The organism is Nonomuraea insulae, from assembly GCF_042656245.1.
This window is the reverse complement of record NZ_JBHSPA010000080.1, coordinates 83,389-106,852: the sequence shown is the minus strand read 5'-3', so window position 1 is coordinate 106,852 and position 23,464 is coordinate 83,389. Positions and strand designations below refer to the sequence as shown.

Here is a 23,464-nt window from a genome sequence, read left to right as displayed (position 1 = left end):
GATCTCGAAGTCCATCGCATCCCCCGAACTGGGGTGTTGCAACGAACCCTAGAACCCAAGGATCAAGGCGCCGGGCCCTTCTGTTGCCTCTGACGTTGCTCGGCAACGACGAACAACGACCTTCCAGCTCAGCGCCCCGTTTCAGGAAGCTCGCCGAGACCGGAAAACCCAGCCGTCACACGTCGTAGTAGAGCTCGAACTCGTGCGGGTGCGGGCGCAGCCGGATCGGGTCGACCTCGTTCTCCCGCTTGTACGCCACCCACGTCTCGATCAGGTCAGGCGTGAACACGCCACCCTCGAGCAGATAGTCGTGGTCGGCCTCCAGCGCGTTGAGCACGTCGGTGAGGGAGCCGGGCACCTGCGGCACCTGGCGGGCCTCCTCCGGAGGAAGCTCGTAGAGGTCCTTGTCGACGGGCTCCGGCGGCTCGATCTTGTTGCGGATGCCGTCGATGCCGGCCATCAGCATCGCCGAGAATGCGAAGTACGGGTTGCACGACGGGTCCGGGACGCGGAACTCGATGCGCTTGGCCTTCGGGTTGGAGCCCGTGATCGGGATGCGTACGCAGGCCGAGCGGTTGCGCTGCGAGTAGACCAGGTTGACCGGGGCCTCGTAGCCGGGCACCAGACGGTGGTAGGAGTTGACCGTCGGGTTGGTGAAGGCCAGCAGCGACGGCGCGTGCCTGAGCAGGCCGCCGATGTAGTAGCGGGCCGTGTCGGACAGGCCCGCGTAGCCGACCTCGTCGTAGAAGAGCGGCGAGCCGTCCTTCCACAGCGACTGGTGGCAGTGCATGCCGGAGCCGTTGTCACCGAAGATCGGCTTGGGCATGAACGTGACCGTGTGGCCGTATTCGAGGGCGGTGCTCTTGATGACGTACTTGTAGAGCATCAGGTTGTCGGCGGTCTTGAGCAGCGTGCCGAACCTGAAGTCGATCTCCGCCTGACCGGCGGTGCCGACCTCGTGGTGCTGCATCTCGACGTCGATGCCGCACTCGATGAGGTTGCGGACCATCTCCGAGCGCAGGTCGGTGAAGTGGTCCATCGGCGGGACCGGGAAGTAGCCGCCCTTGTAGCGCGGCTTGTAGCCCAGGTTGCCGCCCTCGGTCGCCTTGCCGGTGTTCCAGGCGCCCTCGATGGAGTCGATGTAGTAGTAGCCGGCGTTCTGCTTCGTCTCGAAGCGCACGTCGTCGAAGATGTAGAACTCGGCCTCGGGGCCGAAGTAGACCGTGTCGGCGATGCCGGTGCCCTTGAGGAACTCCTCAGCCTTGCGCGCCACGTTGCGCGGGTCGCGGCTGTAGGCCTCGCCGGTCAGCGGGTCGTGCACGAAGAAGTTCAGATTGAGCGTCTTGTGCTGGCGGAACGGGTCCACCACGGCGCTGGTCGGGTCGGGCAGCAGGAGCATGTCGGACTCGTGGATCGCTTGGAAACCGCGGATCGACGAGCCGTCGAACATGAGTCCATCGGTGAAGACGCTCGCGCTGAAGTTCTCGACCGGGAAGGTGAAGTGGTGCGTCGTCCCCGGCAGGTCGGTGAACCTGACATCGACGAACTGCACCCCTTCGTCACTGATGAACTTCAGGACGTCGTCGGCGGAGTTGAACACTCTCGAACCTCCCTGGGGACTGGCCATCATTCCGACGCTAGGGCGTGGCCGTTTCCGTATGGTGTCTCGATTGTTTCGCACGTGTTACGCAGCGTCAGCGTAGTACAGGGGCGTGTCGGAGATCGTTCACGTTTCCTCGGAGACGCCGCACTCGCCGTCGGACTCTGGTTCGTCCAGCTCGTACGGGTCTGTGGGCGGGCCCTTCGCTTCCACCTTGTCCGGGGCGGAGTCGTCGTATTGGGGGTGGATGTAACCATCGTCCACATCGCACCGGGCCGGGGTCGAGCTGGCGCCCCAATCGTCGAGCGATATGACCAGTTCTCCCGCGTAGCGGAAGAACAGCACCGTGCCTCGCTCGTGCCTGACCAGGCGTGTCGCCGTGCCTGGCTGGCCGGGTCGCTGGATGGCGTAGACGACGATATGGCTCGTCTCCACCTTGGCGCCGGTGCGGCCGTCCTTCTTGTACGACGACACCTTCGCCTTGCCGTGCACCTTGATCACGTCGCTGGTCAGCTCGGCCGTCTTGGGGGCGAAGCTCGTCACCCACTCACGGGTCCCCTTCTCTCCCTTGCGGGTGAGGCCCTTGCGGAACCAGGATCGCTCCTGGGGGTGCAGCAGTTCCATGAACGCCGTCGGCTTGCCCCCCATGATCGTCTTGTGGTCGAGGTAGGCGGCCTCCAGTAGCTTGCGGGTCCGCTTCAAGCCCTTGGCCACGTCCTTCTTGGACAGCCCGCCTACCGCCTTGGCCGCCGGCATGACGAAACCGTCCACGCCCTCCGCCCAGTCCTCCGCCTTGGACCCAGCGAACGGCCCCTCCTTCGCCTCCGGGCTCGCCGAGGACAGGGGAGCCGCGGCCACCGGCACGTTCTCCTCGGGCACCGGCATGGTCTCCTCGGGCACCGGCCCGGCGGGGGCGAGCAGGTCGGGGCGGAGGGTGATGACGACGCCACCGGCCGCGATCACCGCCGTGATCCCCGCCACCGCCAGCCAGAGCCGCCCGTTCCGGCGTGGCGCCCTGACTAAATGGGTCTCCTCCAGGCGATCGCCGGACCGGCCCGCGCTCCGCCGCGACTCCCTGGCGCCTTTCTTGGCAGCCGTTCGCATCTTGCGTTGCTGCTCGGCGTCTATCTGCGAGACCAGCTCATTGAACCGCTGGTCAAGGTCATCCCCGTGTGGCATGGCGTACATGATGACCGGTCCGTGACGCGGTTGGGTCACAATCGGGACCGGCCCTCGCTACGGCTACCGTGGAGGGTATGAGCAGCAACGAGCCTCGGTGGACGCAGACCTGGCTGGGCGGGCTCCGGTCCGCCGGGGTCGATCTCGGATACCCGGGAGAGCGCCTGGGGTTGCCCGAGGAGGGCAGCGGGTCGATCGCGGGCTGGGCGCGCAGGTTCGGCGCGCTCGTCATCGACTGGATGATCTGCACGTGGGTGGTCGTGCAACTGCTGCTCCGGATGAACCCGGCCGAGTCGCCATGGGCGCCGGTGCTGGTCTTCGCGCTGCAGTACCTGCTCCTGACCGCGCTCATGGGGCAGACGTTCGGGCACCGGCTGATGGGCATCAGGGTCGCCGCGATGGACGGCGGCAATCCGCGGCTGCTGCCGGTTCTCGTGCGCACAGTGCTGCTGTGCCTGGCCGTGCCCGCCCTGATCTTCGATCGCGACCACCGCGGGGTGCACGACCGCGCGTCCAACACCATGGCGGTACGCATGTAAAAACCGTACCGGGTACAAATTCTTACCCGGTATGGTTTATGCTGTCCGCATGATGATGGCGGGGCTCAGGGAGCGGAAGAAGGAGCAGACCCGGCAGCGCATCTCCGAGGTCGCGCTGCGGATGTTCGACGAGCGTGGCTACGACGCGGTGACCGTCAACGAGATCGCCGAGGCGGCCGGGGTCGCCAAGGTCACGCTGTTCGCCTACTTCTCCAGCAAGGAATGTCTGGTCCTCGACGCGGTCAAGGACGACACCGCCGCGATCGTGGCGGGGCGGCGCGACGATCAGTCGCCGCTCGGCGCCCTGCGTGAGCACAGCAGGGGGATGGCCCGGCGGGGCATGGGTGAGATGGACGTCGAGGGCCTGCTGGCCAGGGTCCGGGTGATCTCGTCGAGCCCGGCCCTGCTGGCGGGCGTGCACCAGGCGAACATGGGCCAGCGGTACGAGCTGGCCGCCGCGCTCGGCGAGGCCATGCCGGGGTCCGGTTCCGTGCCTCAGCTCCTGGCGGGCCAGATCACCGCCGCCCTCACCACGTTGCAGGAGGCGTTCTTCCACCGGCTCTCCACGGGCGTGCCGCTGGAGGAGGCCGGACGGCTGCTGGGGGAGGAGGTCGAGCTGGCCTTCGACCTCCTTGAACACGGCTTTTCATCGATAAAAGGGGAAAAATCGTGAAAAAAGGCATCAACTACGACACGGGATTTCTGCCGGGCGACGAGCTCTCGCGCAAGACGTTCGACGCCGGCACCGTCGCCCGCGAGATGCGGATCATCGCCGACGACCTGCACTGCCAGGTCGTCAGGATCTCGGGAAGGGACCTGGAGCGGCTGAGCGTGGCGGGCCGGCAGGCCGCCGCCGCAGGCCTGGAGGTCTGGATCGCGCCGTTCCCCGTGGACCTCGACCAGGAGCAGATGCTCGCGCTCTTCGCCGAGGCGGCGGAGCTGGCCGAGTCTCTGCGCCGATCGGGCGCCGAGGTCGTGTTCGTCGCGGGCTGCGAGGTCAGCGCGTTCGGCAAGGGCTTCATCGAGGGTGAGGGCTACTATGACCGGCTCACCGCGATGGGGACGGCGGACGAGCAGTGGTGGCTCGGCCTGATGGAGATGATGCCGCGCTTCAACGCCTACCTGGCGCGGGTGGTGGAGACGGTGCGGCCGCTGTTCGGCGGCAGGGTGACCTATGCCTCGGGGCCGTGGGAGTTCGTCGACTGGGCGCCGTTCGACGTGGTGGGCGTCGACGCCTACCGCGCCGCCTACAACGCGCACAACTTCGCGGACGAGCTGCGCGCCCAGTTCGGGCACGGCAAGCCCGTCGCGGTCACCGAGTTCGGCACCTGCCCGTACAAGGGAGCGGGGGATCTGGGCGGTATGGCCTGGTCGGTGCCGGAGGGCGCCGTGCGCGACGAGAGCGAGCAGGTCCGCTACTTCGACGAGCTGATGGACGTTTTCGAGGCCGAGGGCGTGGACACCGCCCTGTGGTTCACCTACGCCGCCTACAACCGCCCCGGCGAGGCCGACCTCGGCTCCTACGGCGTCGTCAGGATGCTCGACGAGAGCCGGTGGGAGCCCAAGGAGATCTTCCACACCATGGCCGCTAGGTATTCGCGCAGCTGAAGATGGCCGTGCCCGGGAGATGACGGCCGCGCAGCGGGCTCCAGCCGCCCCACACGCGCCCGTGCCCCTCGGGCCATTCGGGCTCCAGCAGCCCGGTGATCGTCAGGCCGGAGGCGGCCAGCAGGTTCACCCAGTCGGCCATCGTGTGGTGGTGCTCGACGTAGGTGAGCTCGCCGTGCTCGTCGCGCTCCTCGTACGGGGACCTGTCGAAGTAGGACCGGTCGGACGTCAGCCCCCGTTGCCCCGGGTCGTCGGGGAAGGCCCACCGGACGGGATGGCTCACCGAGAACACGAACCGGCCACCCGGCCGCAACACCCTGCCCACCTCGCGGAAGACCGCCAGGGGATCGGCCACGAACGGCAGCGCCCCGTACGCGGAGCAGACCACGTCGAAGCAGCCGCCGGCGAACGGCAGCGCTTCGGCGTCGGCCTGCACCACCGGCACGCGTACGCCGCTGTCGAGGTCGATGCGCTGGGAGTGGCGGAGCTGGCGGTGCGAGATGTCGAACGCCGCCACCTCCGCCCCCCGCGTCACCAGCCACCGCGCGCACTGGGCGGCCCCGCAGCCGATCTCGAGCACCCGCCGCCCGCCGACCTCGCCGAGCAGGCCGGCGTCGGCCTCGTCGAGGCCCTCCGGACCCCACACGAAGCCGCTGTCACGCAGGAAGCCGCCGTGCTCGACCTGGTAGTCGTCGGCGTTGCCGTCCCACCAGCCGCGGTTGGCCCGCGACGAGGCGGACGGCACTAGCGCATCTTGGGGCCGCGCGGCATGCGGGAGCCCTTGGGCATCGGACCCTTGGGCATCGGCACGTTGCGCGGCAGCGAGCCGAGGCGGTCCTTGACCTCGTTGACCGAGGGCTTCTTCAGGTTGCGCGGCAGCTTCATGATGTGGCGCTGCAGCTTGCCGAGCGGCACCTGACCCTCGCCGTCACCGCACTGGATGTCGTAGATCTCGATGCCCAGCACCACCCGCGCGACCCGCTTCTTCTCGGCCGCCAGCATCTTCGCCACCCGGTTGCCCGGCCCCTCGGACACCAGCACCACGCCGGGATAGCCGACCACGAGGTGAATGATGTCCTGGTCGCGGTTGACCGCGATGGCCGGGGTGACCTGCCAGTTGCCGCGCATGCCCTGCAGCACGGCCGCCGCGGCGCCGGTCTGGCCGTGCAGGATCGAGTATTGGGCCCGCTGCGCGAGTTGCCCGAACACCAACAGCCCGACCGTGAGCGCGGCCAGGACGCCGATGAACACCGAATACCACAGGTAGTCCGTGACCAGGCCGATCACGACGACCACCGCCAGCGTGCCTACCGCCGAGAGGAAGACGATCGGCATCCCCTTGGGATTGGCCTGCTTGATGATCTGCGCGATCATGCGGAGCTGCTTGATACGCCCCGGCTTCTCTGTGTCCTCGGACTTTGCCATGCTCAGAAGGATACAAACCAACTGGTGCGCGAGGGAAAACGCGCCCCGGTCGTTTTGCCCGTTGTGACTACATCTTCACCGTTGCGGACAGCGGAAGGTCGGCCGCGTTGCGCCCAGCGCGTACCGTGTGCTCGCCCCCGGCCGTACGCCAGCCGTCCTTCCACACCTGGAAGGCCCGCTCCGGCAGGAAGACGGTGGTCACCACACTCTGCCCCGGCTCGGCCTCGACCACGTCGAACCCGGCCAGCCGCCCCTCGACGTAGACCTGCACGACCTCCCTGCCAGGGCGGTCGCCGGTGTTGGTGACGGAGACGGTCACACTGGTGCCCTCGGCCGCGATCGCGTCGTAGGACCAGGTCGTGTACCCCAGCCCGTGCCCGAACCAGAACGCCGGAGATCGCTCCCACGCCGGGTAGCCGACGAGCGTGCCCTCGTCGTAGGCCAGCTTCCCGTCCACCGGCGTCACGTTCGTCACCGGCGCGTCCGCCAGCCGGCGCGGCCACGTCGTGGGCAGTCGCCCGCCCGGCTCGGCGTCCCCGAACAGCACGTCGGCCAGCGCGGCCCCCGCCTCCTGCCCCGGGAACCAGGTCAGCAGCACCGCCGCCACCTCATCCAGCCACGGCATCTCGACCGGCGAGCCCGCGTTGACCACGACGACCGTGCGCGGGTTGGCCGCCGCGACCGCGCCTATCAGCTCGTCCTGCCGCCCCGGCAGCCGTAGATCCTTACGGTCGAAGCCCTCGCTCTCCACTTCCGGCGTGGTCGCCGCCACGACCACCGCCACGTCGCACTCGCCCGCCACGCGCACGGCCTCGGCCATGAGCTCCTCCTCGCCGGCGCTCGGGCCGGCGAGGCCGAGGGTGAAGGAGACGATCACCAGGCCGCCGGAGGCGTCCTCCCGGTGTGTCAGGGCCAGTTCGTACGTCTCTCCCGCCGTCATCGGCACACTCACCCGCCGCTCGGGCGGCGCCAGGAACGCCACGGCGAGGTCGTCGCTGTCGAGGTCGATGGTCACGTCGAGCACGCTCTCGCCGTTCACGGTGAGCGTGAACGCGCCCGCGCCGACGATCGACAGCTCGTGCTCGCCCGACACCTCCGGCGTGTACGCCGCCAGCAGCCGTACCGTCCTGAGCCGTTCGCCGTCCACGCCCGGCGGCAACTGCCCGATCCAGCGGGCCTCGCCGTCGGCCAGCGGCTGCTCCGACAACACCGTGCCCGTCTCGTCCAGGAACAGCGCGGTGACCGGGCCGGGGAGCGGTGACAGGCGGATGCGGGGGTCGGTGCCGACGGCGTAGCGGACCTCGGCCCGCTCGGCCAGCCCGGTCAGCGGCGAGACGACGTGCTCGGGGAAGACCTGCGCGCTGCCGCCGCCCATGACGCGCGCCTCGCGGCCGGCCGCGCCGATGAGCGCGATCGTCGCGCCCGCCCTGAGCGGCAGGACGCCGTCGTTGGCGAGCAGGGTGAAGGCGCGCCCGGCGATCTCGCGGACCAGCGCCACGCCGTCGATGCGCTCCGAAGCCTGCAGTTCCGACGGCTGCAACTCCGACGGCTGCTGCTCGGGGAGGCGCAGGGCGCCGACCCGCTCGGCCAGGCGCAGGATGCGCCGCACACGATCGTCCACGGCCGACTCCGGCACCCGCCCCTCCCGTACGGCCGCCTCCAGTCGCCTGCCCCACGGCCCGTACGGCCCCGGCATGGCCACGTCCGTGCCGCCCAGGGCGGACGCCTCCGTCGAGCGCACCGCCGTCCAGTCCGACACGACGAACCCGTCGAACCCCCACTCGCCCTTCAGCACGCCGTTCACCAGGCCGGAGTTCTCGCTCATGGTGGTGCCGTTCACGGAGTTGTAGGCCGTCATCAGCCCCCACGCCCCGGCCGCCACAACCCGTTCGAACGGCCGCAGGTACACCTCCCGCAACGTCTTCTCCGCCACCACGACGTCCGCGGTGAAGCGCTCCGTCTCGAAGTCGTTGGCCACGAAGTGCTTGGGCGTGGTCGCGACCCCGCCCTCCTGGACGCCCTCGACGTAGGCCGCGCCGATCTCGCCCGTCAGGTACGGATCCTCCGAGAAGCACTCGAAATGCCGGCCGCCGAGCGGGGAGCGGTGCAGGTTGAGCGTGGGGGCGAGCAACACGTGCACACCCTTGCGTCGCGCCTCCTGGGCCAGCAGCCGGCCCGCCCGCCTGACCAGGTCCACGTCCCAGGTCGCGGCCAGGGCCGTGGGGCTGGGCAGGGCGATCGAGGGGTCGCCGGGGCGCCACTGCCCACCGCGTACGCCGATGGGCCCGTCGCTCATCACGATCGCGTCGAGGCCGATCTCGGGCAGCGGCGGCAGCGACCACATGTCGGCGCCGGTGAGCAGGCGGATCTTGGTGGGAAGGTCGAGCCGGGAGATCAGTTCGTCGAAGTCCACGACCACAGTGTTCACCGAAAACCGAGCACTCGGTAGGTTTGTCACCTTCGCGTTACGCAAAGCCCTCGCACCGCACCTCGCGCGGACCCAAGGCGGTCCCTCGGCCTCAGGCGGTCACGAAGAACTCCAGGAGTTCAGGCACCAGCGCCTCGGGCGCCACGTTGTGCGCCTGATCCTCCAGCACCCGCCGGACCGCGCCCGGCACGAACTCCACCACCGCCAGCCCCGCGTTCGCCAGCCACCGCGGGCTGTCGGCCCCGTTGAGCACGAGCGTCGGCTGCCTGATCGTGGCGAGCCGCTCCTCGGGCAGCGAACTGCCCAGCACGGCCGCCTCGTACACCAGCGAGCGCGCCATGCTCTCGGCGTGCGACCACTCCGGCATCGCCCGCATCGCGGCCACGGCCTCCTGCGGCACGTCGGCCGCCAGCATGAACCGCTCCACCACCTCCCCCGGCCGCCCGGCCTCGATCAGCGCGCCGAGCTGCGCCGCGAAGTCGGAGGGGAGCGGGGGCGCGCTGTCGTCCACGTGGTAGGGCGGCTCCCAGACCGCCACCTTCGAGATCGCCGGGCTCACGGCCGCCGCCTCCAGCGCCAGCGCCGCCCCGGAGGAGCCGCCGAACACCATGGCCGACCCGCCCGCCGCCTCGATGACGGCGGCCAGGTCCTCGATCTCCCGCTCGACGGCGTAGGGGAAGGTGTCGCCGCTGTCGCCGCGCCCCCTGCGGTCGTAGGCGTAGACGGTGAACCACCGCGCCAGGGCGGTCGCGGCGGCGGTCATCATGGGATCCCGCCGGTCCGCGAACGCGCCCTGGACCAGGACGATCGCCGGGCCCGTGCCGTAGCGGTCGAAGGCGATGGCCGTGCCGTCGGCCGACTTCAGCTCGCCGGCTGCACCAGGCACAGCGCCTCCCAGTGGTGGCCGTCGAGGTCGGCGAAGCCGCGCTGGTAGCGGAACCCGGGCTCCTGCTTCACACCCGCCGGAGTGGCCCCGGCCGCCAGCGCCTTGTCCACCAGCGCGTCCACCGCCGCCGGGTTCTCCAGCCCGAGCACGAGGATCGCCTCCGTGCTCTTCTCCGCGTCGGTGGTCTCCTTGGTGATGTACGAGGCGAACAGCGGCTCGGTCAATATCATGACCTGCGTCTCCTCGTTGATGACCACCGACGCCATTCCCTCGCCCATGCCGAACAGATTGAAGCCGAGTTCGGTGAAGAACTTCTTCGACCGGTCCAGATCCCTGACCGGTAGATTGACGAAGAGCTGCATTTTCTTACCCTTTCCCGTTGCGATGTCCTCAGTCTGCTGCAGCGGGGGCACGCCGGTCTTGCATCTGGACGCCATGCCGGTTGACGTTCAGCGCCTTGTGTTCTCGCGGCGGTATTCGGCGGGCGGCAGCCCGTACGCACGCCGGAACAACCTGCTGAAATGCGCCGAATCCGGCAGCCCCCATCGGGCCCCGACGGTGCTGACGGACTGGCCGTTGCCCGTCAGCAGGTCCGCGCGGCACCGTTCGAGCCGTCGGTGCCGGATCCAGGCGGCCACCGTAGTGTTCTCCGACTCGAACAGGCGGTGCAGGTTGCGCAGGGAGATGTGGTGGGCGGCGGCGATGGCCGCGGGGGCGAGGTCGACCTCGCCCAGGCGCTCCTCGATGAAGGCGTGCACCTGCAGCAGCAGCGTGCGCTGCCGGGAGTCGGCGGGCAGCGCCCGCATCTGGTCGAGGCGCTCGGCGACGGCGGCGCTGACCACGTCCATCACCACCGTGGACAACCTCGACGCGCTGCCGGGGCGGTAGGTCTCGTGATCCAGCGCCACCCGCCGCAACAGCGGCACCGCCAGCGCCGCGGCCCCCGACTCGGCCCCGATCGGTAACGCGGCCAGCGACGCCACCGCGTCCACCGGCAGCCCGAGCCGCTCACGCGGGAAACTGAACACCGCCAGCCGCACCGCCGAGTCGTAGGCCAGCTCATAGGGCCGGGTGAAGTCGTAGATCGCGAACTCGCCCCTGCTGAGCTGGGTGGACCTTCCGTCCTGAGTCACCCGCGGGCTGCCCGCCAAGGTGAGCACCACGCGGTAGTGCTCGGGGTTGTCCCGGCGGATCAGGCCCGAGGTGCGGTGCACGCTGTGCGGCGTGGAGGTGCTGATCCTCCCGACGCCGACCGCGCCGAGCCTGCCGAACTCGATCTCGCCCTTCAGCGGCGCGCCGGGATCGATGCGCAGGTCGAGTGGACCCAGCGTGTCGCACACGACGCTCCGCCACGCCTCGTGCCGGTGGTCGGCGGGCAGGTCACTGGTGCGGATCAGAACGGCCATGCGGGTTGCCTCCATCGGCTGCGCTGCCCCGATGCTAGCCACGCCCCCCGACAGTCTGTCTCTCCCGACAGTCTGCGCCTTCCGGGCAGCGACGTCCCGGGCATCGAGAAAGCCCCGGGCATCGAGAAAGCTCCGGGCATCGAGAAAGCTCCGGGCATCAAGAAAGCCCCCGAGCATCGAGAAAGCCCCGGAACACATGTCCCGGGGCTCTCGTGCCGTCCTGGTCTGAGGTCAGGCGGTCTGGCGGGCCTCGATGGCCTGCTTGTAGAGCCGGCCCGCCCGGTACGACGAACGCACCAGCGGCCCCGACAGGACCCCGGCGAACCCGATGGCCTCGGCCTCGGCCTGCAGTTCGACGAACTCCTCCGGCTTGACCCACCGCTCCACCGGGTGGTGTCGCGGCGTCGGCCGCAGGTATTGGGTGATCGTCAGCAGGTCGGTGCCGGCCGCGTGCAGGTCGCGCATGGCCTCGACGACCTCCTCGCGGGTCTCGCCCATGCCCAGGATCAGGTTGGACTTGGTGACCAGCCCGGCCTCGCGAGCCATCGTGATCACGCCGAGCGAACGCTCGTAGCGGAACGCGGGACGGATGCGCTTGAAGATGCGCGGCACCGTCTCCACATTGTGCGCGAACACCTCGGGCTTGCTGGAGAAGACCTCCTCCAGTTGCTCGCGGTTGCCGTTGAAGTCGGGCACCAGCAGCTCGACGCCGCAGCCGGGCAGCAGCGTGTGGATCTGGCGCGCGGTCTCGGCGTAGAGCCAGGCACCGCCGTCGGGCAGGTCGTCGCGGGCCACGCCGGTCACGGTCGCGTATCTCAGGCCCATCTGCTGGACGGACTCGGCCACCCTGCGCGGCTCGTCGCGGTCGTATTCCTTCGGCTTGCCCGTGTCGATCTGGCAGAAGTCGCAGCGGCGGGTGCACTGGTCGCCGCCGATGAGGAAGGTCGCCTCGCGATCTTCCCAGCACTCATAGATATTGGGACAGCCCGCCTCTTCACAGACCGTGTGCAGGCCCTCCCGGCGCACGAGCGATTTGAGCTCGGTGTATTCGGGGCCCGTTTTCAGCTTGGTCTTGATCCACGGGGGCTTGCGCTCGATAGGGGTTTCGGCGTTACGCACCTCCAGGCGGAGGAGCTTTCGGCCTTCAGGAGCAACGGTCACCTCCTCAGCTTACGTCTCCTGGGGAAGCGGCCTGGTCCAGGGTCAGGAGATGAGCCCGAAACCGCGGATCGCCCGTACATAATGCGCCAGCAACTCCTCGTCGATCCGCTCGGACTCCGTCGTGCCGAGCAGTTCTGAGTGCGGCGGCGAGGGCAGCACGCCGTCGTCGGTGAGCCGGGACCTGGCCAGCGCGCTCTGCCTGATCGAGGCCACGCTCTCACCGCGCAGCGCCGCCGCCTGCATCGGCGCCAGGTAGCCGCCGCCCGCCGCCAGCTCCTCCAGCGTGGCCAGCTCCGCGGCGGAGGCGACGCGCAGCGCCAGAGCTCGCTCCCTGGCCAGGGTACGGCTCTCACCGGCGCGGGCCAGCCTGGCCAGCGCGTACCGGAGCAGCAGCACCGGCCCGCCCAGCACCCGGCCGATCAGCCGGCCGAAGGCGCCCGCCGCCTCGTACGTGGTGCCCGGGTGGTCCATCGCCCCCAGCGACGAGGCCGCGATCTTGGTCTGCGCCTCCTCCCTGATCGGCAGGGGCGCGGCGGCTCCCAGCAGGGCGTCCCGCCAGGACTCCAGCGTGTCCAGCGCCTCGCTCACCACCCGCTCGTCGCCGGTCGGCAGCCGCGCGTACGCCGTGGCCAGCAGCGCCACCCGAAGCCCCGGCGGCAGCGCCAGCCACAGCGGCAGGCCCACGACCAGGACAGGGGTACGCGCCAAGCCGACGCGGTCATAGCTCGTCCGCGTGGCCAGATCCCTGATCGCGACCTTCCTGGGCCGCTTGACGCCCACGCGGTCGGCCACGCGGTCGGCGGCGCCGTACAACTCCCCGGCCGTGGCGCGGTCGAGCACTTCCACGTCGGCGGGCAGGCGGCCCAGCCGCGGCCGCAGCGCCCACCCGATGGCCAGGCTCGTGGCGCCCAGGAGCCACCACAGGATCGAGCCCGGGTCCCGCACGATGACCCACACGCCCAGCGCGAGGGAGGCCAGGGTCAGCAGGTGCACCACGAGAGCGAGGACGAGAGCGGCGAGACGCTTCACACGGGCGATCGTAAGCCCGCGATCTTCCCGATTCCGCTGCCGTTGGATGCCGATTCGGTCACCGCCCCGGCTCGCCCCCGCGTCCCGCAAGGCGCGCGGAGCGCGGATCCGGGCCATCGGCGTGCGCGGAGGAGCGAGGCTGTCGGAGGAGCAGGGCTGTTGGCAGAGCGGGGCTATCGGCAGAGCGGGGCTATCGGCGGAGGAGGTCCTCTTCGTGCAGGTCGAAGGGCTCCTTGCCGAGCGCCTCCGCCAGCCGCTTCTCCGCGATCGGCAGGACCTCCTCGGCCACGATGCGCCGCCCCGTCTCGGCCGACAGGGAGGAGACCCCCACATCGGGGATGCCGCACGGCGTGATGCGGTTGAACCAGCGGGGATCGTTGGCGCAGTTGAGCGCGAAGCCGTGCATGGTCACCCCGCGCGAGAAGCGCAGGCCGACCGCGCCGAGCTGGCGGTCGGGCAGGCCCAGGGCCGGGTCGCCGGCCGCCCACACGCCGCCCCGGCCGGGCACCTGCCGGGCCGTGACGCCGAAGTCGGCGCACACCTGGATCATCGTCTCCGCGAGACGGCAGGCGTAGGCGACCACGTCGGTGGTCGCCACGATCGGATAGGCGACGAGCTGCCCGGGACCGTGCCAGGTCAGGCGCCCACCCCGGTCGACGTCCACGACCGGGGTGCCGTCGGAGGGCCGTTCGTGCGGCTCGGTGCGTTTGCCCGCGGTGTAGACGGGCGCGTGCTCAAGGAACAGGACGGTGTCGGTGAGCTCTCCGGCGGCCCGCTTGCCGTGCACCCAGCGCTGCAGCGACCAGGCCTGCTCATAGGGGACGTCGACGCCGAGTCGGACGATGGCGAGTGCGTGGGGATCGTCCCCTTGGATGGGGCGCATGAGCCTATTGTGCCGTTCCCTCACCCTTGAAGGGTAATCAGGGGGTCAGCAAACGTGGCTCGATCCTGAACTCCTTTACCCTTCCCGGGCCCTCGTTCTCCACCTTGTACGCGTATCCGCCCGGCTCCACGCTCACCGCCTGGATGAACTCCGTGCCCACGTAGTGCAGCGCCACGCCCTCGTCGGCCGCGTAGCCCCCGGGCAGCTCGCCGGCGGCCACCGACTCGTGCAGGAGCCTGCGGCGCTGCGGGTCGGAGTCGTAGTGGACCCCGCACGAGTAGGGCAGCAGCCCCATGCCCTCGGCCCACACCCGCAGGTCGGGACCGAAGGAGTCGGTGTTGCCGCCCACGTGCCAGCACAACGCGCCCGCGCTCTGCCCCGACAGCACCACCCCGGACCGCCACGCCTCCTCGAACGCCTCGTCGAGGCCGTGCAGCCGCCACAACGCCATCAGGTTGGCCACGCTGCCGCCGCTGACGTAGATCACGTCCTGCTCCAGCATCCAGGCCCGGGGGTCGGCCACGTTGGGCATCGGGAAGACCGTCAGGTGGCTCACCTCGACGTCCCAGCCCGCGAACGCGCCGTACATCTTCAGCACCCAGTCGGAGGAGTCGCCCATCGCCGTGGCCACGAGGCCCAGCTTCGGCCGGTCCTGGCCGGTCAGGTCGAGGGCGTAGCGCAACAGCGCGCCGGCCTCGATCTGGTTGTGGCGGCTGCTGGGGCGGAAGGATCCGCCTCCGATGGCGAGGATGTGCGACTGTCCTGACCGGCTCATGTCAAGATTCTCCCACCTGTTGAAGACGAACGGCCACTAGAGTACGGCTCGCAGCGCCTCGTCGAGGCTGCTATGAGAGAAGCGATAACCGCTCGCGACCAGCTTGGCGGGCTCGATCCGGTGCCCGGGCAGCAGCCCCTCGCGGGCGAATTCGCCCAGCCCGGCGGCCAGTGCGAAGGCCGGCACGGGGATCGGCATCGTGCTCCTGCGCAGGGCTTTTCCGAGCGTCCTGGTGAATTCGGCGTTCGTCACGGGCGTAGGGGACGTGAGATTGACTGCGCCCTCGACATCACGATTTTTCAGGACATGGAGGGCGGCCCCCACCCAGTCGTCGATGCTGATCCACGACCAGTACTGCTTCCCGGATCCCAGCGGCGCGCCCAGGCCCATCCGGAAGATCGGCAGGATCCGGCCGAGCGCCCCGCCGCGCCGGCTGAGCACCAGCCCAGAACGCGACTGCACGGTCCTGATCCCCGCCTCCCCGGCCCGGCGCGCCTCGGCCTCCCACCGCTCGCACAGGTCGGCCAGGAACCCGCGGCCCTTGCCCTGGCTCTCGTCGATCACCCGGTCACCGGTGTCGCCGTAGAAGTCCACCCCCGAGGCCGACAGAAGCACCTCAGGTGGCTTGGACAACTCCCGCAGGGCGTCCACCAGCACGCGGGTGCCCTGAACCCGGCTGGTGACCAGCTCGCGCTTGTACGCGGGCGTCCAGCGCCTGTCGCCGATGGACGCCCCGGCCAGGTGCACGACGGCCTCGGCGCCTTCGAGCGCGGCCAGGTCCACGACCGGCTCGGCCGGCTGCCAGTAGGCCTCGTCGTCCTGCCGGGGCGGGTGGCGGACGAGCCTGACGACCTCTCGCCCCCCGGCCCGCAACGCCTCCACCAGCGCCGTCCCCAGCAACCCCGACGCCCCCGTCACGATGATCGCCATGCGACCACAGTACGCCCGGAACAACGAAAAGGCCGGGCGCGCCAGGCGCCCGGCCTCTACGAAGATGCCTCGTTACGCGAGACCGAGTTGCGCCTCGAAGCGCCCCTCCTCGAGACGACGCTTGATCGTCGTCAGGAAGCGGGCCGCGTCGGCGCCGTCGACCAGCCGGTGGTCGTAGGTCAGCGCCAGGTAGACCATCGACCGAACCGCGATGACCTCGCCCTCGGGCGTGTCGATCACCACGGGCCGCTTCACGACGGCGCCCGTGCCGAGCATGCCGACCTGCGGCTGGTTGAGGATCGGCGTGTCGAACAACGCGCCGCGGCTGCCCGTGTTGGTCAGCGTGAACGTGCCGCCGGTGATCTCGTCGGGCGTCACCTGGTTGTTGCGGGTGCGCTCGGCGAGGTCGGTGATCTTGCGGGTGATGCCGGCCAGGTTGAGGTCGCCGGCGTTCTTGACGACCGCCGCGAGCAGACCGCGCTCGGTGTCCACCGCGATGCCGAGGTTCTCGACGTCGAAGTAGGTGACCTCGTTGGTCTCGTTGTTGATCGTGGCGTTGAGCTTCGGGTGCTGCTTGAGCGCCTCGACCGTGGCCATCGCGAAGAACGGGGTGAAGGTCAGCTTCACGCCCTCGCGGCGGAGGAAGTCGTCCTTCGCCTTCGCCCGCAGCCGCGCGATCTTCGTCATGTCGACCTCGACGACCGACGTGAGCTGCGCCGCCGTCTGCAGCGACTCGACCATGCGCTTGGCGATGGTCTGACGCAGGCGCGACATCTTCTCGGTGTGGCCACGCAGCGTCGTGTCGACCTCCACCGGCTCGGGCGCGGCGGCGGCGGCCGGAGCCTGCGGTGCCGGGGCCTGAGCGGCGGCCGGGGCGGCGGCGGGAGCCGGAGCGGCGGCGGCCGGGGCGGCAGCCTGCTCGCGCTGCGACTTGGCGGCCTCGAGCACGTCCTGCTTGCGGATCCGGCCGCCCACGCCGGTGCCGTTGATGGCGTCGAGGTCCACACCGTGCTCGTTGGCGAGCTTGCGCACCAGCGGCGTCACGTAGGGGCTCTCACCGGAGACGACCGGAGCGGACTCGGCGACCGGAGCGGGCTGCGCCGGAGGAGCGGCCTGCGGCGCGGGCGCCTGGGGAGCGGGGGCGGGAGCCGGGGCGGCCTGCGCCGGGGCGGGCTGCGGGATCGAGGAGACCGGGGGAGCCTGCGCGGGGGCGGGCTCGGGCTCCGGCTCGGGCTCGGGAGCCGGCGGGGCCGCCGCCTCCGGCGCCGGGGCGGAGGCGCCCGGCTGGCCGTTCTCGTCGATGACGGCGAGTTCGGCCCCGACCTCGACCGTCTCGTCCTCAGCCACGACGATCTTGGTGAGGACACCGGCGGACGGGGACGGGATCTCGGTGTCGACCTTGTCGGTCGACACTTCGAGGAGCGGCTCGTCGGCCTCGACGCGCTCGCCCTCCTTCTTCAGCCAACGGGTTACCGTGCCCTCGGTCACGCTCTCGCCGAGCTGGGGCATCTGTACGGAGACCGGCATCGTTATTCTTCTCTCGCGTTCTGATCTCGAGGGCTGGACTTAGTTGTGTACGTGCAGCGGCTTGCCGGCCAGGGCCAGCATCGCCTCACCGACCGCCTCGGACTGCGTCGGGTGTGCGTGGATGAGCTGGGCGACCTCCGCGGGCAGGGCCTCCCAGTTGTAGATCAGCTGGCCCTCCGTGACGAGCTCCCCGATGCGCCGGCCCACCATGTGGACACCGACGACGGGGCCGTCCTTCTGGGCGATGACCTTCACGGCGCCCGCGGTGCCGAGGATCTGGCTCTTGGGGTTGCCCGCGAGGTCGTAGACCTGCTCGACGATCTCGATGCCCCGCTCGGCGGCCTGCGCCGAGGTGATCCCGACCGAGGCCACCTCGGGGTCGGAGTAGGTGATGCGGGGCACGCCCGCGTAGTCGATGGGCGGCGGGTTGAGGCCGGCGATGTGCTCGGCCACCATGATGCCCTCGGCGAAACCGGCGTGCGCGAGCTGCAGGGTCGGGATCAGGTCGCCGATGGCGTAGACCCCGGGCACGGAGGTCTGGCAGTGCTCGTCGACCACCACCGCGCCGCGCTCGACGGTGATGCCCTGCTCCTCGAAGCCCATGCCCGCCGACACCGCGCCGCGGCCGACCGCGACGAGCAGCAACTCGGCGTCGAGGGTCTTGCCGTTGGCCAGGGTGACGACCACGCCGGTCTCGGTGGTCTTGGCGCCGTCGAAGAAGACGCCCAGCTCGTATTTGATGCCGCGGCGGCGGAAGGCCCGCTCCAGCAGCTTGGAGCTGGACTCCTCCTCGGTCGGCAGCAGGTGCGGCAGCGCCTCGACGATCGTGACCTCGGCCCCGAACGAGCGGTAGACGCTGGCCAGCTCGACGCCGATCACGCCGCCGCCCAGCACGATCACCGAGGTGGGCACGCGGTCCATCTTCAGCGTGTGCTCGCTGGTGATGACGCGCTGACCGTCGATCTCCAGGCCCGGCAGCGACTTGGGGGCCGAGCCGGTGGCCAGGACGAGGTTGCGGCCCTCGTAGACCTCGGAGCCGACCTGGATCCGGTTGGCGCCGACGAGGCGGCCCTCGCCCTCGACGATCGTCACGCCCGCGCCCTTCAGCAGGCCCTGGACGCCCTTCCAGGCCCGGGTGACGATCTTGTCCTTGAAGGCGTGGACGCCCTGGACGTCGATGCCCTCGAAGCGCGCCATGACGCCGAAGGACTCGCTCTCGCGGGTCTCGTCGGCGACCTCGGCGGAGTGCAGCAGGGCCTTCGTGGGGATGCATCCCCTGTGGAGGCAGGTGCCGCCGATCTTGTCCCTCTCGATCAGGGCGACCGACTTGCCCAGCTCAGCCGCCCTTAGCGCGCAGGCGTAACCGCCGCTGCCGCCCCCTAGGACGACGATGTCATAGGCCACAGGAAGGCTCCTTGTCGGGGTGTTCGTGATGCCGTCATCTTTTCATTTGTTTCAGATGCTCGCGTGCCGCTCTGCGAGTCCGATGAGGGTGCGGGTGATGGCGCCCGTGCCGCCCTTCGGTGTGTAACCGTACGGCTCGCCCTTGTTGAAGGCGGGACCGGCCATGTCGATGTGCGCCCAGCGGACGCCGCTGGGCACGAACTCCCGCAGGAAGATGCCCGCCGTCAGCATGCCGCCCCACCGCTCCGGGTGCAGGTTGGCGATGTCGGCGATCGGTGAGTCGAGGCCCTTGCGCAGTTCCTCGGGCAGCGGCATGCCCCACGCGCTCTCGCCGGCGGCGTCCGCGGCCTCGACGACGAGCTCCCTGATGGCGTCGTCGTTGGACATGACGCCGGCGGTGCGCCAGCCGAGCGCGACGATCTGGGCGCCGGTCAGGGTGGCCACGTCGACGATCAGGTCGGGGGAGTCCTCGGCCGCGCGCGCGATGCCGTCCATGAGCACCAGGCGGCCCTCGGCGTCGGTGTCGAGCACCTCGACGGTCTTGCCGCTGTAGCTGTGGATCACGTCGGAGGGGCGCTGCGCGGTGCCGCTCGGCAGGTTCTCGGCCAGGCAGAGGTAGCCGACGGCGTTGACCGGCAGGCCGAGCCGCGCGATGCCGATCACCGCGCCGAGCACGGCGGCGGCGCCGCCCATGTCGGACTTCATCCAGTCCATGGAGGCGGCCGGCTTGAGCGACAGGCCGCCCGAGTCGAACGTGATGCCCTTGCCCACGAAGGCGAGCGTCTTGCCCGCCTCGGGGTGGTTGTAGGAGAGGCGGACCAGGCGCGGCGGGTTGGCCGAGCCCTGGCCGACGCCGACGAGCCCGCCGTAGCCGCCGTCCTTGAGCTGCGTGTCGTCCAGCACCTCGACGCTCACCCCGGCCTTGCCGCCCGCCTGCTCGGCGAGGTCGGCGAACTTGGCCGGCCACAGGTCGGAGGGAGGCGTGTTGACCAGGTCGCGCACGAGGGCGACCGACTCGGCCAGCACGCCGGCGCGATCGGCGGCGGCGGCGTCCTGCTCGGAGATCACCGTGAGGTCCGCGACGGGCGCCTTCTGCTCGCCGTTCGTGCGGTAACGGGAGAAGGCGTACGCGCCGAGCAGCGCGCCGAGCGCGACGGCTTCGGCCTCTTCCGCGGTGCCGGTGGGCAGGGCGAGCGCGGCGCGGGAGGTGCCGGCGAGCGAGCGTACGGCGGCGCCGGCGGCACGGCGCAGGCCCTCGGGCTCGGGGGAGTCTCCCAGGCCGACCGCGACCAGCAGCGGGGCGGCGATGGCGCCGAACGTCGGCAGTTTGGCGAGCTCGCCGGGCTTGCCGGAGAACGCCATGGCGCTGAGTGAGCCGGCGAGTCCGCCGGCGAAGGCCGTCTCCAGCGACTCGGCTCCCGCGGCGGGGACGGGGCCGTCCTGGCCTGGCCTGAAGCCGACGATCAAGGCGTCGGTGCCTATGGAGACGAGGTCTGCTGAGTTCAGCCGCACAGTGGTCACGTAAACCGATGCTATCCACGGTTTCTGAGTACTCACAAACAGGGGTTCATCCTACCAATCGCCGGTCAGTATCTCCCGAGTGATGGTGCTAGTGTCATTAGCACCATGCTGCTGACGCTCGATCTCAATGACGCCCGGCCCCTGCACGAACAGGTCGCCGGCGCCATCCGCCGTGCCATCGGTGAGGGCTCGTACCGGCCGGGCGACCGCCTGCCGTCGGCCCGCGACCTGGCCGGCGCGCTCGGCATCAACCCCAACACCGTCCTGCGCGCGCTGCGCGGCCTGCGGGACGAGGGGCTGCTGGAGTTCAGGCGGGGCCGCGGCGTCAGCGTGGCCGGGCGCGCCGACGGGCGCGCCCTGCTCGCCCAGCGGGCGCGAGAGCTGCTCGAGGAGGCCAAGAAGTACGGCTACAGCCGTGACGACCTCATCACCATTTTGGAGGAATTGACGTGATACCCCGTGCCATCGCCGCCGTGTGGGGCCTGGCCGTGACCGCCGTGCTGATCCTGGTTCCGCTCTCGGTGCGCGACCGACTGCCGGATCCCATGGCCACGCACTGGGGCGCGTCGGGCAGCACGCCCGACGGCTCCAACTCGTTCACGGGGTATCTGCTCACCGTCGCGATCATCTGGGTCGTGCTCTGGCCGGCCATGCTCGCGGTGAGCACGCGTAAGGTGTCGCGGCGCCCGTACCGGGCGAGCTATTGGGGCTGCCTGTTCGGGCTGGGCGTCCTTCTGCTCGGCGCGAACGCCGCGACACTGCTCGCCAACCTCGACGCACCGGACTGGCGGGCGGCGGCGATGCCGGACTGGCACATCCCCGCGGTCCTGGCCGTCGCGGTCGTCACCGGCGCCCTCGCCGCCTACCTGGGCAGGGGCGCCCGCGACGAGCCCTCCCCCGAGAGCCCGGCGCCGCCCCGGCTCAGGCTCGGGCCCGGCCAGCGGGCCGTGTGGGTCAGCCGCGTCGTCAACCGGTGGCTCACCGCGGTCGTCCTCGGCTCGCTGGCCGTCAACGTCGTCACGGTCGTGTGGCTGAGCTCGGGCGGCATGACGGGGGCGGTCGCCGCCGGGATCCTGCCCGTGTTCGTCCTCGTGCTCCTGGTGGGGCTGGCGACGATGTCGATCACCGTCAGGGTGCGCGACGACGAGGTCGCGATCGGTTTCGGGCCCGTGGCGTGGCCGAGGCGCAGGATTCGGCTGTCCAAGATCGACGCAGCCTGGGCGGAGGACCGGCGGCCGCGGGACGTCGGCGGCTGGGGTGTCCGCGGGCTGCCAGGAAGCTCCACCATCATGCTGCGCGGCGGCGAATGCCTGGTTCTGCGTTACCGCTCCGGCGGGCAGATCGCCATCAGCATCGACGATGCCGAGCGCGGCGCATCCCTCATCAACACCCTCATCGCGGAGCGTGTGACCTCATGAAAAGACCCCTCCTCGTCTTCCTCGTCCTGGCCTTCGGACTGTCCTGGGCCGTCGCCCTGCCCCTGTGGTTCGGCGGCGGGCTGAGCTCGCCGCTGACGCAGGGACTGGGCACGCTGATGATGTTCACGCCGACCGCGGGCGTGCTCGGCGTGTGGGCCCTGTCGCGCACGCCGTTCCGCGAGTGGGCCAGGCAGACCGGCCTCACCCTGGGCGAGCGCAAAGGCCGCACCGGCGTGCTGGTGCTGACGGCCTGGCTGGGCGTGCCGCTGCTGACCTTCCTCGCCCTGGGGCTCAGCGCCGCCGTGGGCCTGGTCTCGCTGGACCTCGGCGGGCTCAGCCTGCTCGGCAAGGGCCTGCGGGCGAACGGCGCCCAGGCGCCCGCCGACCTGGGCACGGTGGCCGTGCTGCAGATCGTGATCGCCGCCGTGGCCGGGCCCGTGCTGAACGCGATCCCGGCGCTGGGGGAGGAGTGGGGCTGGCGCGGCTGGCTGGTGCCCCGGCTCGTCGCCACCAACGGCGTGCTCCCTGGGCTGCTCATCTCCGGTGCGATCTGGGGCCTCTGGCACGCCCCCTTGACCCTGCTCGGCTACAACTACCCGAGACTCGGCTCGTGGGCCGCGCTGTTCTTCATCGGCTTCTGCGTGGTGGCCGGGGTGCTGATGGGGTGGCTGCGGCTGCGTACGGGGAGCGTGTGGCCGGCGGTCGTCGCGCACGGCTCACTGAACGCCATCGCCGGGACCGCGCTGCTGCTCGGCGACGCCGCCGCCCCGCCGAACGAACTGCTGGCCGGCATCACCGGCGTGGTCGGCTGGCTGCTGCTCGCGCTGCTCGGCGCGGCCTTGCTCCGCTTCTATCCGGTACGACCGCCGCAACCGGCCGAGTCGGTCACCTGACGTACTGGAGGATCACGCACACCACCAGCGTGGCGGCCACGGCGCTCTCCACGAGCGCGCCGAGCACGTCCCCGGTGATCCCGCCGAGACGGCGCCTGGCGTGGCCGAGCAGCAGCAGGGCGGCCCCGAGCCCGGCGAGCAGCGCGAGAGGCGGCACGAGGAGCCCGGAGAACGCAGGCAGGACTACCGGCGGCGCGTATTCGACGGTCAGGTCTCGTATGCCCGGTGCGAGGGAGCCGTCGCGCGGGGCGGCCCAGAGACCCGCGCCCGGGGCGGTGAGCAGGCCGATCGCGGCGGCAGCGAGCAGGGCGGCCAGGGTGGCGAGCCAGGCGGCGGGGCGGCGTACGGTGCCCGCGACCATCGCGCCCAGCCCGTCGGGGCGGGCGGCGGGCACGCCCGACCGGCAGGCCCACGTCAGGGCCAGCCGCCCCGCCACACACGCCGTCACCAGCGCCCAGTACCCGCCCTCCGCGAGCGCCACGACCTGGATGACCAGCGTGAACAGCAGCGTCATCACGCCGAACGGCCCGATGTCCGACTTCTTCATGATGTCGAGGGCCTGGGCGGGCGGCTTGCCGCTCCCCAGGCCGTCCGCGAGATCGGCGAGCCCGTCCAGGTGCAGCCCGCGGCTGAGCAGCGCCAGCAGCCCGAGCGCCAGCGCGGCGCCCAGCAACGGCGGCACGGGCAGCAGCAGCGGCACCCCGGCGACCGCCCCGAGCACCAGCCCGACGGCCGGCGCCAGCACCATGGCGTCCCCCGCCACCTGCCGATCCACCCGTTCCACGCGTACGGGGAAGACCGTGAGCGTGCCCAGGGCGAACCTCAGCCCGTCCATCAGCCGCATAACGGACG

Annotated in this window: 23 protein-coding genes; 6 read left to right on the top strand and 17 right to left on the bottom strand. The window is 70.7% G+C overall.

Features of this window, described 5'->3' with window-relative positions:
• Positions 1-175: 175 nt before the first annotated feature.
• Positions 176-1,600, bottom strand: coding sequence for a type I glutamate--ammonia ligase (gene glnA / locus ACFPZ3_RS52605; RefSeq protein WP_379521989.1), 1,425 nt, complete (start codon positions 1,598-1,600; stop codon positions 176-178).
• Between the two features lie 126 nt (positions 1,601-1,726).
• Positions 1,727-2,779, bottom strand: a complete 1,053-nt coding sequence (locus tag ACFPZ3_RS52600) for a hypothetical protein (protein ID WP_379521988.1) — start codon at positions 2,777-2,779, stop codon at positions 1,727-1,729.
• A 77-nt stretch (positions 2,780-2,856) separates the two neighbouring features.
• Between ACFPZ3_RS52600 and ACFPZ3_RS52595 the strand changes: the two genes are divergently transcribed.
• From ACFPZ3_RS52595 to ACFPZ3_RS52585, 3 genes are read left to right on the top strand one after another with little or no spacing between them, the layout of a single operon-like run.
• Positions 2,857-3,318, top strand: coding sequence for an RDD family protein (locus tag ACFPZ3_RS52595; protein ID WP_379521987.1), 462 nt, complete (start codon positions 2,857-2,859; stop codon positions 3,316-3,318).
• A gap of 49 nt (positions 3,319-3,367) precedes the next feature.
• Complete coding sequence (locus ACFPZ3_RS52590; protein WP_379521986.1) at positions 3,368-3,991, top strand: TetR/AcrR family transcriptional regulator; 624 nt, start codon at positions 3,368-3,370, stop codon at positions 3,989-3,991.
• Positions 3,988-4,926 carry a hypothetical protein gene (locus ACFPZ3_RS52585; RefSeq protein WP_379521985.1) on the top strand — a complete coding sequence of 313 codons (939 nt, stop codon included), beginning with the start codon at positions 3,988-3,990 and terminating at the stop codon, positions 4,924-4,926. The genes ACFPZ3_RS52590 and ACFPZ3_RS52585 overlap by 4 nt, the downstream gene beginning before the upstream one ends.
• On the opposite strand, the gene ACFPZ3_RS52580 is transcribed toward ACFPZ3_RS52585, so the two are convergent.
• The 14 genes from ACFPZ3_RS52580 to ACFPZ3_RS52515 all read right to left on the bottom strand — a co-directional run bounded on the left by ACFPZ3_RS52580 (position 4,907) and on the right by ACFPZ3_RS52515 (position 20,301).
• Positions 4,907-5,671: a class I SAM-dependent methyltransferase gene (locus tag ACFPZ3_RS52580; protein ID WP_379521984.1), complete on the bottom strand. Its 765-nt coding sequence runs from the start codon at positions 5,669-5,671 to the stop codon at positions 4,907-4,909. The genes ACFPZ3_RS52585 and ACFPZ3_RS52580 overlap by 20 nt on opposite strands.
• Entirely contained in the window at positions 5,671-6,351 is a 681-nt protein-coding gene (locus tag ACFPZ3_RS52575; protein WP_379521983.1) for a DUF4191 domain-containing protein, read from the bottom strand. The genes ACFPZ3_RS52580 and ACFPZ3_RS52575 overlap by 1 nt, the downstream gene beginning before the upstream one ends.
• 67 nt (positions 6,352-6,418) lie before the next feature.
• A complete protein-coding gene (locus ACFPZ3_RS52570) occupies positions 6,419-8,764 on the bottom strand; it encodes a glycoside hydrolase family 3 protein (protein ID WP_379521982.1) in 2,346 nt (781 codons plus the stop codon).
• 106 nt (positions 8,765-8,870) lie between these two features.
• Positions 8,871-9,665 carry an alpha/beta fold hydrolase gene (locus tag ACFPZ3_RS52565; RefSeq protein ID WP_379521981.1) on the bottom strand — a complete coding sequence of 265 codons (795 nt, stop codon included), beginning with the start codon at positions 9,663-9,665 and terminating at the stop codon, positions 8,871-8,873.
• Positions 9,641-10,027, bottom strand: coding sequence for a VOC family protein (locus tag ACFPZ3_RS52560; RefSeq protein WP_379521980.1), 387 nt, complete (start codon positions 10,025-10,027; stop codon positions 9,641-9,643). Before ACFPZ3_RS52560 ends, ACFPZ3_RS52565 begins: the two co-directional genes overlap by 25 nt.
• An 87-nt stretch (positions 10,028-10,114) precedes the next feature.
• A complete protein-coding gene (locus tag ACFPZ3_RS52555; protein WP_379521979.1) occupies positions 10,115-11,071 on the bottom strand; it encodes an AraC-like ligand-binding domain-containing protein in 957 nt (318 codons plus the stop codon).
• 231 nt (positions 11,072-11,302) lie between these two features.
• Positions 11,303-12,232: a lipoyl synthase gene (gene lipA, locus ACFPZ3_RS52550; protein ID WP_379521978.1), complete on the bottom strand. Its 930-nt coding sequence runs from the start codon at positions 12,230-12,232 to the stop codon at positions 11,303-11,305.
• 42 nt (positions 12,233-12,274) lie between these two features.
• On the bottom strand, positions 12,275-13,261 hold the full coding sequence (locus ACFPZ3_RS52545) for a M48 family metalloprotease (RefSeq protein ID WP_379521977.1): 987 nt from the start codon (positions 13,259-13,261) through the stop codon (positions 12,275-12,277).
• A 190-nt stretch (positions 13,262-13,451) separates the two neighbouring features.
• On the bottom strand, positions 13,452-14,144 hold the full coding sequence (lipB, locus tag ACFPZ3_RS52540; protein ID WP_379521976.1) for a lipoyl(octanoyl) transferase LipB: 693 nt from the start codon (positions 14,142-14,144) through the stop codon (positions 13,452-13,454).
• 37 nt (positions 14,145-14,181) lie between these two features.
• On the bottom strand, positions 14,182-14,919 hold the full coding sequence (locus ACFPZ3_RS52535; RefSeq protein WP_379521975.1) for a Type 1 glutamine amidotransferase-like domain-containing protein: 738 nt from the start codon (positions 14,917-14,919) through the stop codon (positions 14,182-14,184).
• Positions 14,920-14,955: 36 nt separating this feature from the next.
• Entirely contained in the window at positions 14,956-15,849 is an 894-nt protein-coding gene (locus ACFPZ3_RS52530; RefSeq protein WP_379521974.1) for a TIGR01777 family oxidoreductase, read from the bottom strand.
• A 72-nt stretch (positions 15,850-15,921) separates the two neighbouring features.
• A complete protein-coding gene (sucB, locus tag ACFPZ3_RS52525; protein WP_379521973.1) occupies positions 15,922-17,376 on the bottom strand; it encodes a 2-oxoglutarate dehydrogenase, E2 component, dihydrolipoamide succinyltransferase in 1,455 nt (484 codons plus the stop codon).
• Between the two features lie 39 nt (positions 17,377-17,415).
• Complete coding sequence (lpdA, locus tag ACFPZ3_RS52520) at positions 17,416-18,780, bottom strand: dihydrolipoyl dehydrogenase (protein WP_379521972.1); 1,365 nt, start codon at positions 18,778-18,780, stop codon at positions 17,416-17,418.
• 51 nt (positions 18,781-18,831) lie between these two features.
• The gene (locus ACFPZ3_RS52515; RefSeq protein ID WP_379521971.1) at positions 18,832-20,301 is read right to left on the bottom strand and encodes a leucyl aminopeptidase; all 1,470 of its coding nucleotides are present in this window, start codon (positions 20,299-20,301) and stop codon (positions 18,832-18,834) included.
• Positions 20,302-20,406: 105 nt separating this feature from the next.
• Between ACFPZ3_RS52515 and ACFPZ3_RS52510 the strand changes: the two genes are divergently transcribed.
• The 3 genes from ACFPZ3_RS52510 to ACFPZ3_RS52500 are packed head-to-tail and all read left to right on the top strand — an operon-like array spanning position 20,407 to position 22,612.
• The gene (locus ACFPZ3_RS52510; protein ID WP_379521970.1) at positions 20,407-20,754 is read left to right on the top strand and encodes a GntR family transcriptional regulator; all 348 of its coding nucleotides are present in this window, start codon (positions 20,407-20,409) and stop codon (positions 20,752-20,754) included.
• A complete protein-coding gene (locus ACFPZ3_RS52505; RefSeq protein WP_379521969.1) occupies positions 20,751-21,719 on the top strand; it encodes a DUF1648 domain-containing protein in 969 nt (322 codons plus the stop codon). Before ACFPZ3_RS52510 ends, ACFPZ3_RS52505 begins: the two co-directional genes overlap by 4 nt.
• Positions 21,716-22,612, top strand: a complete 897-nt coding sequence (locus ACFPZ3_RS52500; RefSeq protein ID WP_379521968.1) for a CPBP family intramembrane glutamic endopeptidase — start codon at positions 21,716-21,718, stop codon at positions 22,610-22,612. Before ACFPZ3_RS52505 ends, ACFPZ3_RS52500 begins: the two co-directional genes overlap by 4 nt.
• On the opposite strand, the gene ACFPZ3_RS52495 is transcribed toward ACFPZ3_RS52500, so the two are convergent.
• Positions 22,605-23,456 (bottom strand): adenosylcobinamide-GDP ribazoletransferase, encoded by an 852-nt coding sequence (locus ACFPZ3_RS52495; protein WP_379521967.1) that lies wholly within the window; start codon positions 23,454-23,456, stop codon positions 22,605-22,607. The two genes, ACFPZ3_RS52500 and ACFPZ3_RS52495, sit on opposite strands and share 8 nt — an antisense overlap.
• Between the last annotated feature and the right edge of the window lie 8 nt (positions 23,457-23,464).